At 67.2% G+C, this 12625-nt stretch carries 12 protein-coding genes and 1 pseudogene; 8 read left to right on the forward strand and 5 right to left on the reverse strand.

The window, feature by feature from the left end:
• Positions 1 to 87: 87 nt before the first annotated feature.
• A pseudogene (locus tag ACXI0D_RS14810) lies at positions 88 to 2119 on the forward strand (M3 family metallopeptidase).
• A 169-nt stretch (positions 2120 to 2288) separates the two neighbouring features.
• Here ACXI0D_RS14810 and ACXI0D_RS14815 read toward each other — a convergent pair.
• The 3 genes from ACXI0D_RS14815 to ACXI0D_RS14825 all read right to left on the reverse strand — a co-directional run bounded on the left by ACXI0D_RS14815 (position 2289) and on the right by ACXI0D_RS14825 (position 4239).
• Positions 2289 to 3092 (reverse strand): SDR family oxidoreductase, encoded by an 804-nt coding sequence (locus ACXI0D_RS14815; protein WP_479642728.1) that lies wholly within the window; start codon positions 3090 to 3092, stop codon positions 2289 to 2291.
• A complete protein-coding gene (locus ACXI0D_RS14820) occupies positions 3089 to 3655 on the reverse strand; it encodes a DUF1415 domain-containing protein (RefSeq protein ID WP_032129027.1) in 567 nt (188 codons plus the stop codon). Before ACXI0D_RS14820 ends, ACXI0D_RS14815 begins: the two co-directional genes overlap by 4 nt.
• Positions 3656 to 3756: 101 nt before the next feature.
• Positions 3757 to 4239: a YajQ family cyclic di-GMP-binding protein gene (locus ACXI0D_RS14825; protein WP_014038547.1), complete on the reverse strand. Its 483-nt coding sequence runs from the start codon at positions 4237 to 4239 to the stop codon at positions 3757 to 3759.
• Positions 4240 to 4425: 186 nt separating this feature from the next.
• On the opposite strand from ACXI0D_RS14825, the gene ACXI0D_RS14830 reads away from it, so the two are divergent.
• The 5 genes from ACXI0D_RS14830 (at position 4426) to ACXI0D_RS14850 (ending at position 8010) form a co-directional block, all read left to right on the forward strand.
• Positions 4426 to 5322 carry a DMT family transporter gene (locus ACXI0D_RS14830; protein WP_049444938.1) on the forward strand — a complete coding sequence of 299 codons (897 nt, stop codon included), beginning with the start codon at positions 4426 to 4428 and terminating at the stop codon, positions 5320 to 5322.
• 210 nt (positions 5323 to 5532) lie between these two features.
• Positions 5533 to 6540 (forward strand): methionine ABC transporter ATP-binding protein, encoded by a 1008-nt coding sequence (locus tag ACXI0D_RS14835; RefSeq protein WP_014038545.1) that lies wholly within the window; start codon positions 5533 to 5535, stop codon positions 6538 to 6540.
• Entirely contained in the window at positions 6537 to 7226 is a 690-nt protein-coding gene (locus tag ACXI0D_RS14840) for a methionine ABC transporter permease (RefSeq protein WP_014038544.1), read from the forward strand. The genes ACXI0D_RS14835 and ACXI0D_RS14840 overlap by 4 nt, the downstream gene beginning before the upstream one ends.
• Before the next feature lie 195 nt (positions 7227 to 7421).
• Positions 7422 to 7700: a type II toxin-antitoxin system RelE/ParE family toxin gene (locus ACXI0D_RS14845; protein WP_049444941.1), complete on the forward strand. Its 279-nt coding sequence runs from the start codon at positions 7422 to 7424 to the stop codon at positions 7698 to 7700.
• 10 nt (positions 7701 to 7710) lie between these two features.
• A complete protein-coding gene (locus tag ACXI0D_RS14850; protein ID WP_006471116.1) occupies positions 7711 to 8010 on the forward strand; it encodes a HigA family addiction module antitoxin in 300 nt (99 codons plus the stop codon).
• A gap of 40 nt (positions 8011 to 8050) precedes the next feature.
• Here the strand turns inward: ACXI0D_RS14850 and ACXI0D_RS14855 are convergent, their stop codons facing one another.
• Positions 8051 to 8653: a lipocalin family protein gene (locus ACXI0D_RS14855; protein WP_049444944.1), complete on the reverse strand. Its 603-nt coding sequence runs from the start codon at positions 8651 to 8653 to the stop codon at positions 8051 to 8053.
• 127 nt (positions 8654 to 8780) lie between these two features.
• On the opposite strand from ACXI0D_RS14855, the gene ACXI0D_RS14860 reads away from it, so the two are divergent.
• Both ACXI0D_RS14860 and ACXI0D_RS14865 read left to right on the forward strand, forming a co-directional pair.
• Positions 8781 to 9104: a hypothetical protein gene (locus tag ACXI0D_RS14860; RefSeq protein ID WP_049444946.1), complete on the forward strand. Its 324-nt coding sequence runs from the start codon at positions 8781 to 8783 to the stop codon at positions 9102 to 9104.
• A 69-nt stretch (positions 9105 to 9173) separates the two neighbouring features.
• The gene (locus tag ACXI0D_RS14865; RefSeq protein WP_049444948.1) at positions 9174 to 11270 is read left to right on the forward strand and encodes a prolyl oligopeptidase family serine peptidase; all 2097 of its coding nucleotides are present in this window, start codon (positions 9174 to 9176) and stop codon (positions 11268 to 11270) included.
• Positions 11271 to 11435: 165 nt separating this feature from the next.
• Here ACXI0D_RS14865 and ACXI0D_RS14870 read toward each other — a convergent pair whose 3' ends face one another.
• Positions 11436 to 12623, reverse strand: a complete 1188-nt coding sequence (locus tag ACXI0D_RS14870) for a pyridoxal phosphate-dependent aminotransferase (RefSeq protein WP_049445499.1) — start codon at positions 12621 to 12623, stop codon at positions 11436 to 11438.
• Between the last annotated feature and the right edge of the window lie 2 nt (positions 12624 to 12625).

A 12625-nucleotide genomic window follows, 5' to 3' on the forward strand; every position in this document is an offset into this window, starting at 1 on the left:
AATGCCGCGCCCCCTTGTCAGCCACGCCTGCCAGCGCCATATCTACCGGGCTGCCCGCCCGCCGGGCCCGTTTCCTGGAGATCTGCCGTGACCGTTGCCAACCCCCTGCTTGATGTTTCCGGCCTGCCGCGCTTCGAGGCGATCCGCCCCGAGCACGTCGCACCGGCGCTGGATGTGCTGCTGGCTGAGGCCGAAGCCGCCGTCAGCAAGGCCGAGCAGGTGCAGCCGGTGCGCTGGGAGACCTTCGTCGCCCCGCTGGACGATGCCACCGAGCGCCTGTGGCGCGCCTGGGGCCTGGTCGGCCACCTGCAGGGCGTGGTCAACACCCCGGAACTGCGTGAGGCCTACAACAGCAACCTGCCGCGGGTGACCCGCTTCGCCAGCGCGCTGGGCCAGAACCTGGCGCTGTACCGCCAGTACCAGGCACTGGCCGCCAGCCCGGAGGCCGCGCACTTCGACGAGGCCCAGCGCAAGGTGCTGGACAACACGCTGCGTGATTTCCGCCTGGGGGGGGCCGAGCTGGCGCCCGAGGCGCAGCAGCGCTTTGCTGCGATCAAGGAAGAGCTGTCGGCGCTGTCGGCGAAGTTCTCGCAGAACGTGCTCGATGCCACCGATGCGTGGTCGCTGATCATCGAGGACGAAGCACGACTGAAGGGGCTGCCGGAGGACGTGAAGGCTGCCGCGCACGCTGCGGCGGAAAAGGAGGGCAAGTCCGGCTGGAAGCTGACCCTGCAGATGCCGTGCTACCTGCCGGTGCAGACCTGGGCCGAAAGACCGCGACCTGCGCGAGATCCTGTACCGCGCCAGCGCGCAGCGTGCATCCGAATTCGGCGATGACGCGCTGGACAACAGCAGCAACATCGACCGCATTCTCGCCCTGCGCGCGGAGCTGGCCGCGCTGCTCGGCTTCGCTTCGTACGGCGATTATTCGGTGGCGACCAAGATGGCGCAGGATCCGGCCGAAGTGCTGGGTTTCCTGCGCGACCTGGCCACGCGCGCCAAGCCGTTCGCCGCCAAGGACCGCGCCGAACTAGAGCAGTTCGCGCGCGAACAGTTGGGCATCGAGACACTGCAGGCCTGGGACCTGGCATTCGCCGCCGACCGCCTGAAGCAGGCGCGCTACAGCTATTCCGAGCAGGAGGTGAAGCAGTACTTCACCGAACCAAAGGTGCTGGGCGGCCTGTTCTCGGTGATCGAGCAGCTGTATGGCCTGCGCGTGCAGGAGGACAGTGCGCCGGTCTGGCATGAAGACGTGCGCTTCTTCCGCCTGGTCGATGCGCAGGGCGCGCTGGTGGGCCAGTTCTACCTGGACCTGTACGCACGCGAAGGCAAGCGCGGCGGTGCGTGGATGGACGATTGCCGCAACCGCCGCGAGCGTGCCGACGGCAGCGTGCAGACCCCGCTGGTCTACCTGGTGTGCAACTTTGGCCGTGGTGCCAACGGCAAGCCGGCGACCTTCAGCCACAACGAAGTAACCACGTTGTTCCATGAGATGGGCCACGGCCTGCACCAGCTGCTGACCCGCATCGGCGAACTGGGTGTGGCCGGCATCAACGGCGTGGAATGGGACGCGGTGGAGCTGCCCAGCCAGTTCATGGAGAACTTCTGCTGGGAATGGGACCACCTGCAGGGCATGACCGCGCATGTTGAAACGGGTGAGCCACTGCCGCGCGCGCTGTACGAGCGCATGCTGGCCGCGCGCAATTTCCACAGCGGCATGGCCACGGTGCGCCAGCTGGAATTCGGCCTGTTCGACATGCTGCTGCACAGCCAGTTCGAACCGGCGCAGGACAGCGTGCTGGCACTGCTGGACCGCGTGCGCGCGGAAGTGGCCGTGAACCACCCGCCGGTCTGGAATCGCTTCCCGCACCAGTTCAGCCATATCTTCGCCGGTGGTTACGCCGCGGGTTACTACAGCTACAAGTGGGCCGAAGTGCTCAGCGCCGATGCCTACGCCGCGTTCGAGGAAGCGCCGCAGGCACTGGCTGAAACCGGTGCACGCTTCCGCGATGAGATCCTGTCGCGTGGTGGCAGCCGCCCGGCGGCGGAGAACTTCAAGGCCTTCCGCGGCCGCGCACCGCAGATCGACGCGCTGCTGCGCCACTCGGGCATGGCGTAAGCCGTTGTGGTGGGTGCCAACCTGGGTTGGCACGTTACCGCTATCCACGCATGGCGTGGATCTACCGGAATGTTCGGACATGGCGTAACGCTTTGGTAGGCGCCAACCTTGGTTGGCGAAAAGCCCAGGCCAACCAAGGTTGGCCTCTACCTGGCGTCCCGGCTTGTGATCATTCGGCGTAGATCATCTTCCGGGTCATGCCGCCGTCGACGATGAAATCCTGGCCGGTGCTGAAACCGGACAGTGATGACAGCAGGTACACCGCCAGCGCGCCGATGTCTTCGGGGCGGCCAACCCGGCCGACCGGGTGCTGTGCCTGGTCGATGGCCGAGTACTCCGGCGCGTGTCGTCGCGAGGGGGCCTGCCAGGCGGTGGTTCCGACCCAGCCCGGACTGATGCTGTTGACCCGCACCGTTGGGCCGGCACTGATCGCCAGCGCATGGGTGAACGCCACCAGCCCACCTTTGGCCGCAGCGTAGGCCTCGCTGTGCGCTTCGGATTGCCAGGCGCGGGTCGAGGCGATGTTGATGATCGCGCCGGCAGCACTGGCCGTCAGCGCCGGTAGTGCGTGCTTGCTGCACAGGAAGGCACCGTGCAGCGAGGACAGCCGGCGCTGCCACTCGTTCCAGTCCATGTCCTGCAGCAGCGTGCCATGCGGTCCGGCGATGCCCGCGTTGTTGACCAGCCCGTCGATGCGGCCGAAACGCTGCAAGGCGACGGCGATGAAGTCGCGCACGCTGGCTTCGTCGGTGATGTCCAGGCGCTGGAATGCGGTGTCGTCACCGCGCTGCCATTCCGCCAGACACGCATCGCCGGCCTCCACGTCCAGGTCGCCGATCAGCACGCGTCCGCCGGCACCGAGCACCGCCTGGGCGATGCCACGGCCGATGCCGTTGGCGCCGCCGGTGACCAGCACCACCTTGCCCGACAGCGGCGCGGCCGGCCATGCGGTAATCGGCGGCACCGTGCTCACGTCAGGTCTTCGCCACGCAGGCGGCGATGCCAGCCGTCCACGCCGATGCGGTCCAGGGTCTGGATGTTGCGCTCGACGATCACGTCCGGGTCCGGATAGACATCCACCGCGCGCGCCACGCTGTCTTCGCGCAGCAGGTGCAGGGTGGGGAAGGGCGCGCGATTGGTATAGTTGCTGGCGTCGTCCGCGGCCACGCCGTCGAACTGGTAGTCCGGGTGGAAGCTGGCCACCTGCAGGATGCCCTGCAGGTCCAGTGCCTCGATCGCGGCGTCGGCGTTGTCGAGGAAATCGTTGTAGTCGAGGAAATCGGTCAGCACCTGCGGATGCACGATCAACGTGGTGTCGATCTGTTCGGCCGGCGTATCGCGCAGCAGCACCAGTTCCTCGGCCAGCTGCTCAACCAGGGCTTCTGGCGTGGTCGCATCGCTGAGCACGATGCGGACCTGGTCCTTCACATACACCGCCTTGGCGAACGGACACAGGTTCAGGCCGATGACGATGCGCTCCAGCCACAGGCGGGTGGCGGCGATCGGGTCATCGGTGGGCAGGTGGGAATCGGTCATGGCGGGCACGTCGGCTGGCGGGGCCGCCATTGTAGGCGCGTCGCTGGCAACGCGCCGTCGTACCTGCCGCTGGCAGCGCCGGGGCGTGCCCGGCGGATGCCTCAGTCGCGGAAGTTGTTGAACTGCAGCGGCAGCTCGAACTTGCCGGCCTTGAGCACGGCGATGGCGTCCTGCAGGTCGTCGCGCTTCTTGCCCTGCACGCGCAGCTTGTCGCCGTTGATCTGGCTTTCCACCTTCAGCTTGGCATCCTTCAGCGCCGCCGCGATCTTCTTGGCGATCTTCTGCTCGATGCCCTGCTTGACGGTGATCTTTTGCCGGGCCTGGGCCAGGTTGGTCTCGATGTCGCCGAACTCCAGGCTGAGCACGTCGATGCCGCGTGCGGCCAGGCGTGCGCGCAGGATGTCGTTCATCTGCTTGAGCTGGAACTCGGTCGGCGCGGTCTGGTTGATCACATCGCCATCGCGCTCGAACTTGGCGTCCACGCCCTTGAAGTCGAAGCGGGTGCTCAGTTCGCGGTTGGCCTGGTCGATGGCGTTGGTCAGCTCGTGGGTGTCGACTTCGGACACGACGTCGAAGGAAGGCATGGGCGATGCTCCGCAGGATTCAGTGGTGGCCATTCTATCGCGAGGGCCCGCATGACTGCCTTCTGTAGAGTCGAGCCATGCTCGACCGCTGTGTGAAGAACAGTCGAGCATGGCTCGACTCTACAGAAGGGCGGCAGTTGAGCATGGCTCGACTCTACAAGCCGGTGTGGTCGGCGATAATGGGCCATGAACGTGCAACGCTCCCCCTCGCGTGCGGTGGCCTGGATGGTCGCTGCGGTCGCCTGTTTCTCGCTGATGGACGCTGGCATGAAGCAGCTGTCGGCCAGCTATCCGACCCTGGAAGTGACCTTCCTGCGCGGCGCGGCCTCGTTGCCGTTCGTGCTGGTCTGGGTGCTGGCCAGCGCCGGGCCGCGCTCGCTGGTGCCGCGTCGCTGGGGCCTGCACCTGCTGCGTGGCGCGCTGGGCATGGCGATGATCGGCTGCTTCGTGTTCGCCCTGCGCGACCTGCCGCTGTCCACCGCCTACACCATCTATTTCGTCGCCCCGCTGCTGATCGCCGCACTGTCGGTGCCGCTGCTGGGCGAACGGGTCGGGCCGCGGCGTTGGGTCGCCATCGGCATTGGCCTGGTCGGCGTGCTGGTGGTGCTGCGACCGGGCGTCGACGGTTTCATCTCGGTGCCCGGCCTGATGGTGCTGGCCGCCGCCACCGCCTATGCCGTGGCGGCGATCACGGTCAGCCTGCTGACCCGCACCGATACCTCGCAGTCGATGGTGGTCTGGTTCCTGGTGATCATGGCCATCGGCGCCGGCCTGCTGTCCCTTCCCGGCTGGGTGCCGCTGCAGCTGGCGCATGCGCCGCTGATCGCCGGCATGGGCCTGGCCGGGGCGCTGGGCCAGATCGCCCTGACCAAGGCGTTCCAGCTGGGCGAGGCTTCGATGATCGCGCCCCTGGAATACAGCGGGCTGGTCTGGGTGATCGGCTGGGACCTGGCCTTCTGGGGCCAGCTGCCCGATGGCTATACCTGGGTGGGTGCGGCGATCATCGTCGCTTCCGGCCTGTACCTGCTGCACCGCGAGCGGGTGAACCGGCAGGAACCGCCGAAGCCGCTGGATCATCCCTGAGTCGGCTGGGCCAGGGAATGGGGTCAGAGCCCCTGCGGGGATCCGACCCCGGGGTCGGATCCCCGCAGGGGCTCTGACCCCAGCCAACGCGCCGGTGCGGGTGCCTTAGAACCAAAAGGAATAACATTCTGGCCCATGGCGCGGGCGCGCGACCGCCTGCGCTGGTAGGCTGCACGCCCCCTTCCGTCACCCAGCCGGTGAGCCACGCCCGTGATCGAGTTCCAGCGCCTGCACAAATCCTATGCCGTTGCCGGCCGCGAAGTCAGCGCGCTGCAACCGCTGGACCTGACCATCGAGGCCGGTGAGGTATTCGGCATCATCGGCCATTCCGGCGCTGGCAAGTCGACCCTGATCCGCATGATCAACCGCCTGGAAGAACCCAGCGGCGGACGGCTGCTGATCGGTGGCGAGGATGTCACCGCACTGGACGCGGATGGCCTGCGCACGCTGCGCCGGCGCATCGGCATGATCTTCCAGCACTTCAACCTGCTGTCGTCGCGCACGGTGGCCGGCAATGTCGCCTTCCCGCTGGAGCTGGCCGGCACGCCGAAGGCGGAGATCGACGCGCGCGTGGCCGAGCTGCTGCAGACCGTGGGCCTGGAAGCGCATGCGCAGAAGTACCCCGCACAGCTGTCCGGTGGCCAGAAGCAGCGCGTCGGCATCGCCCGTGCGCTGGCGACCCGCCCGCAGATCCTGCTGTGCGACGAGGCCACCAGCGCGCTGGATCCGCAGACCACGGCCTCGGTGCTGTCGCTGCTGTCGAAGATCAACCGCGAGCTGGGCCTGACCATCGTGCTGATCACCCACGAGATGGACGTGATCCGCCGTGTCTGCGACCGCGTTGCCGTCCTCGACGCCGGCCAGATGGTCGAGACCGGACCGGTTACCCGGGTGTTCCTGCATCCGCAGCACCCGACCACGCGCCGGTTCGTCAGCGAATCGGAGCACGTGGACGAAGGGGCGTTGCACCGCGATTTCGACGTGGTGGGCGGGCGCATCGTGCGCCTGACCTTCCTCGGCGGCGATACCTACGAACCCCTGCTCGGCAGCGTCGCGCGCCAGACCGGGGTCGACTACAACATCCTGTCCGGCCGCATCGACCGGATCAAGGACACCCCCTATGGCCAGCTGGTGGTCGCCCTGGTGGGCGGTGACCAGTCCGCCGCGCAGGCCGCCTTCGTGGCTGCCGGCGTGCATGTCGAGGAGCTGCGTCGATGATCATCGCCACTGCCGGCGGTTTCTTCCGCCACCTGGATGCGGGCAAGTGGGCCGACATCGGCCAGGCCACCATCGACACCCTGCTGATGCTGCTCGGTTCGCTGCCGCTGACCCTGGCCATCGGCCTGCCGCTGGGCGTGCTGCTGTACCTGTTCGGTGCGCCGCAGATGAAGCGCCGTCCGTTCGCCTATGGCGTGCTGGCGCTGGTGGTGAACCTGCTGCGCTCGGTGCCTTTCATCATCCTGATGATCGTGCTGATTCCGGTCACGCTGTTCCTGATGGGAACGTCGCTGGGCGTGCGCGGCGCGATCGTGCCGCTGGTGATCGGCGCGGCGCCCTTCTATGCGCGCCTGGTCGAGACCGCGTTGCGCGAAGTGGACCGTGGCGTGATCGAGGCGACCCAGGCGATGGGCGCCACCACCTGGCAGCTGGTCACCCGGGTGCTGCTGCCGGAAGCGCGGCCGGGCCTGATCGCCGGTGCGACGGTCACCACCGTGGCCCTGATCGGCTTCACCGCGATGGGCGGTGCGATCGGTTCCGGCGGCCTTGGTGACCTGGCGTTCCGCGATGGCTACCAGCGTTCGCACACCGACGTGGCCCTGGTTACCGTGGTCCTGCTGCTGGTGCTGGTGCAGCTGCTGCAGATGCTCGGCGACCGCCTGGTCGCGCATTACAGCCGCAAGTAACGGGCGCCGGGCATCGTTCGGGTAGTGCCGGCCGTTGGCCGGCAGCCTGTAGCCTGCAGAGTGTCGATATTGTGCCTGTCATAGCGCCAGGCTCTGGAAGCCGCCACGCCCATCAGGAATCGATATCGCCAGACTGGGACTGGCAGCACATCGCGTTCCTTGGTATGTTCCGTTAAACGTAATACGTTTTGCGGAATGATCCGTTCATTCCGCTGCAAGCAGACCCGCGCCCTGTTTGAAGGAACCTGCCCACGCGCCTGGCGCCAGATCCGGCGAGTGGCGGAACGCAAACTGCAGCTGCTCGACTCGGCACAGACGTTGGCCTTCCTGCGCAGCCCGCCCGGGAATCGTCTTGAGGCGCTGTCAGGCGATCGAAGAGGGCAGTACAGCCTTCGCATCAGCAATCAATGGCGGCTCTGCTTTACCTGGACCGACGGCGGCGCCGATGCCGTGGAAATTGTTGACTATCACTGAGGTGCCCGCCATGAAGCGTCCCCACAACGGCATGCGCGCCATCCATCCTGGCGAGATCCTGCGCGAAGAGTTCCTGCTGCCCCTGGCGCTGAGCGTGAATGCGCTGGCGAAGGCCCTGGATGTGCCCGCAACGCGACTGCACGCCATCGTGCACGGCCAACGCAGCATTTCGGCGGACACTGCAGCGCGGCTGGCGCGGCATTTTGGTGGGGATGCCGCGTCCTGGCTCGCGATGCAGGCGGCCTACGATCTCAAGACATTGCCAACGCGCAGCGAAATCGAACGCCGGGTGCAGCCACGCGCGGCGTGAAGTCCGGGCGCACGGACCCGGTTCCGCACCCGCGATCCGATCAACGCGCGTTCGGTACTTCGTAGCCCAGCTTGCCGACCTGTTCCGGATGCTGCGGCACGCGCTTGAGCTTGTCGGTGTTCACGCCGTACTCGTCGCGCAGGCGCTCGGCCAGCTCCTTGTACAGGGCCTTGTCCATGTCCGGCTTGCGCGCGAAGATCCAGGCCATCTCGCGGCCCGGATAACCGATCAGTGCCCACGAGTAGTCGGGGGCGACTTCCAGCACCCGCGAATGGGTCGGCACCACGCGATAGAACCAGGTTCGCCAGCCGTGGTTGCCGCTGTCCGGATCGACGCTGGCACGTGCGCGTATTTCCTGCAGCGGTTCGCCGAAGCCATCACGGTAGCGGTAGGTGATGCCGACCTTGTGCTCGTCGCGCAGCTCGTACTCGTTGACGCTGGCGACATGCCCGCGTTCGATGAAGTTCGGCACGCGGCCGATCACATACCAGGTGCCCATGAAGCGCTTCAGGTCGATCGGCGCCCCCGGGGCGGCCGCGTCGGTGGCGCTGGCGCGGGGCGACGGCGGCTCACTGGCGGCCATGGCAGGACCTGCCAGGGACAGAGCCAGCAGCACGGCGCAGAACGGGCGGATCGAAGTCATGCGGGAGCGGGCTCCAGTGGGCTTGCACGCGCATGGTCGACTGTGTGCACGCGATCCGTCAATGGTGTCGCATCCTGTGAGAAGGGGCTTGCCCAAGCTGTGTTGCATTGTCTACCGGAGAAGCCCCATGAATGCTCGTTCCGTCCGTCGCCCTGCAACTGAACGCGTCATCGAACGCGCCGACCCGCGCCTGCTGCGCGGCGTGCAACAGCTGGCCCTGGCCGGACTGGCGCTGGTACTGGTCTGGCCGGCGGCACGTGGCAGCAGCGCATGGCTGGGCTGGCTGCCGATGTGGCTGGTGGGCATGCCGCTCACGGCCTGGTGGGCGCTGCTGCGCTTTCCGCTGCCGCGCCTGTCATGGCGGCGGCTGGCGCGGCGTACCGGTGGACAGGCGCGCCGTCGGCCGGCTCCCGCCGCACGCGGCCGGCGCAGTCCGGCGGCCACGGCCTGACCTTCGACACGGGGGAGGCTGCGACATTCCGTGCTAGCGTTCCACGGCTTATGACTGCCTGGAGCTGCAATGTCACGACTCGCTTCCGCCTGCCTGTTGGCCGGCATGATGACCGCTGCCTCGGTGGGGACCGCCGTGGCCGCTGAAGACACCGATCGCTACGCCTGGCTGGAGGACGTCACCGGCGACAAGCCACTGTCCTGGGTCAAGGAACAGAATGCCAAGTCCGAGGCGCGCCTGGCGCAGACTCCGGCCTTCAAGCAGATGGAGACCAGCATCCGCGAGGTGCTCGACTCCGATGCCAAGATCCCCGGCGTGCAGAAGATCGGCGACTACTACTACAACTTCTGGAAGGACCAGCAGCACGAGCGCGGCCTGTGGCGCCGCACCACCCTGGCCGAGTACCGCAAGGCCTCGCCGCAGTGGGAAACCGTGCTCGACCTGGATGCGCTGAACAAGGCCGAGGGTGAGAACTGGGTCTGGCACGGCGCCGATTGCCTGCGCCCGGATTACAGCCGCTGCCTGATCGCGCTGTCGCGCGGCGGCGCCGACGCCGACGTCACCCGTGAGTTCGACCTGGCCAACAAGACCTGGATCAAGGACGGCTTCTTCCGTCCGGAGTCGAAGGGTGGCCTCAACTGGGTCGACCGCGACACCGTGTTCGTCTACACCGACTTCGGTGCCGGCACGATGACCACGTCCGGCTATCCGCGCGTGGCCAAGCTGTGGAAGCGCGGCACGCCGATGGCCTCGGCCACCGTGGTGTACGAAGGCAAGCCGGAAGACATGTACATCGCGGCGATGCACGATGACACCCCGGGCTTCGAGCGCAACCTGGTCAGCCGCACGCTGGCGTTCTACAACAACGAGCTCTACCTGCGTGGCGACGACGGCACGCTGACCAAGATCGACGCGCCGAACTCTGCCGAGAAGGGCCTGCACAAGCAGTGGCTGACCCTGGAACTGCGCGATCCGTGGACCGTGGGCGGCAAAACCTACGCGTCCGGTTCGCTGCTGGCGACGAAGCTGGACGACTTCCTGGCCGGCAAGCGCGACTTCGAGGTGCTGTTCACCCCGACCGCGACCACCTCGCTGGCCAGCGCCACCTGGACCAAAAGCCACCTGGTGCTGAACGTGCTGGATGACGTCAAGAACCGCCTGTCAGTGCTGACCCCGGGCGCAGATGGCTGGAAGACCAGCCGCTTCGTCGGCGCGCCGGCCTTCGGCACGCTGGCCGTGGGCGCGGTGGACAGCAATGACAGCGACGCGGTGTGGCTGACCGCCACCGACTACCTGACCCCAACCACGCTGGCGCTGGCCGAGATCGGCCAGGCACCGGAAACGCTGAAGACCATGCCGGCCTTCTTCGATGCCAAGGGCAAGGTGATCGAGCAGCACTTCGCCACCAGCAAGGACGGCACCCGCGTGCCGTACTTCGTGGTGCACGACAGGGCGATGAAGCTCGATGGCTCCAATCCGACCCTGCTGTACGGCTACGGTGGTTTCGAGATCTCGCTGACCCCGAGCTATTCCGGTGGCATGGGTCGCGCCTGGCTGGAGAAGGGCGGCGTGTACGTGGTCGCCAACATCCGTGGCGGCGGCGAGTACGGCCCGCGCTGGCACCAGGCGGCGCTGAAGCAGAACCGCCACAAGGCCTATGAAGACATGGCCGCCGTGGCACGGGACCTGGTCAAGCGCAAGATCACCTCCGCCAAGCACCTGGGCGTGCAGGGCGGCAGCAACGGTGGCCTGCTGACCGGCAACATGCTGACCCAGTACCCGGAACTGTTCGGTGCGGTGGTGGTGCAGGTGCCGCTGCTGGACATGAAGCGCTACAGCCACCTGTTGGCCGGCGCCTCGTGGATGGCCGAGTACGGCAACCCGGACACCAGCGACTGGGAGTTCATCAAGACCTTCTCGCCGTACCACTTGTTCAACGCGAAGAAGAACTACCCGCCGGTGCTGTTCACCACCTCCACCCGCGATGACCGCGTGCACCCGGGCCACGCCCGCAAGATGGCGGCGAAGATGATCGACGCCGGCAAGGACGTGACCTACTACGAGAACATCGAAGGTGGCCACGGCGGCGCAGCCAACAACGCGCAGGCCGCGCACATGTCGGCGCTGGCCTACAGCTTCCTGTGGGAGCGGTTGGGCGGCAAGTAAGCAGAACGGAAAACGCCGCCCTCGGGCGGCGTTTTTCTTTGGGGCCACATATCCACGCATGGCGTGGATCTACCCATGAACGTCACGCATGGCGTGGATCTACCTATGTACCGTGCGCTGGAACAGTAGATCCACGCCATGCGTGGATGCCGTTCGCGCGGACGATCAGCCGCTCCAGCGCTTCAACCCACGCGCGATGCGCGCCACCGCCTCCTGCAACCGCGGCACTTCCTGGGTGTATGCCAGCCGCACATGCTGGTTGGCGCGGTGGAAGCCGAAGTCCAGGCCCGGGGTGAACGCCACGTGCTCGGTTTCCAGGAAGTGCGCGCAGAACGCCTGCGCGTCGTCGGTGAAGGCGCTGACATCGGCGTACAGGTAGAACGCGCCCTGCGGCTCGACCTCGATGCGGAAGCCCAGCTCACGCAGCGCGGGCAGCAGGAAGTCACGGCGCTGCCGGAACGCCTCGCGGCGCTGTTCGAAGATCGCCATCGATTCCTCGCTGAAGCAGGCCAGCGCGGCATGCTGGGCAATGCTCGATGCGCTGATGTACAGGTTCTGCGCCAGCTTCTCCAGATCGGGTACCGCTGACGGCGGTGCCACCAGCCAGCCCAGCCGCCAGCCGGTCATGCCGAAGTACTTGGAGAAACTGTTCAGCACGAACGCGCTGTCGTCCACCTGCAGCACGCTGGGTGCATCCAGGCCGTAGGTCAGGCCGTGATAGATCTCGTCCACCACCAGGTGGCCGCCCCGCGCGTGCAGGGTCTGCGACAGGGCGGCCAGTTCGTCGGCGGACAGCACGGTGCCGGTCGGATTGGCCGGTGAGGCGACCAGCGCGCCGACGCTGTCGGCATTCCAGTGCTGTTCCACCAGGGACGGGGTCAGCTGGTAAGCGGTGTCCGGGCCGACCGGCACCAGCTGTGCGCCGCCTTCGACGAGGCGCAGGAAGTGGCGGTTGCAGGGGTAGCCGGGGTCGGCCAGCAGCCAGTGGCGGCCGGGATCGACCAGCAGGCTGCTGGCCAGCAGCAGCGCACCGGACCCGCCCGGGGTGACCAGGATGCGTTCGGGATCGATGTCCAGCCCATAGTGGCTGCGATAGAAGCCGCTGATCGCCTGCCGCAGTGCCGGCAGGCCACGCGCGGCGGTGTAGCGGGTGTGGCCGGCGGCCAGTGCGGCCTGGCCGGCACGCACGACGGGTTCGGCGGTGGTGAAGTCCGGTTCGCCGATTTCCAGGTGGATCACATCGTGGCCGGCCTGCTCCAGCGCCTGTGCGCGGGCCAGCAGGGACATCACGTGGAACGGGGCGATTTCATGGCTGCGCCGGCTGTAGCCCGGCGTGTGGGGCAGGGTACTCATAT

This window comes from Stenotrophomonas sp. C9D9 (assembly GCF_056491205.1).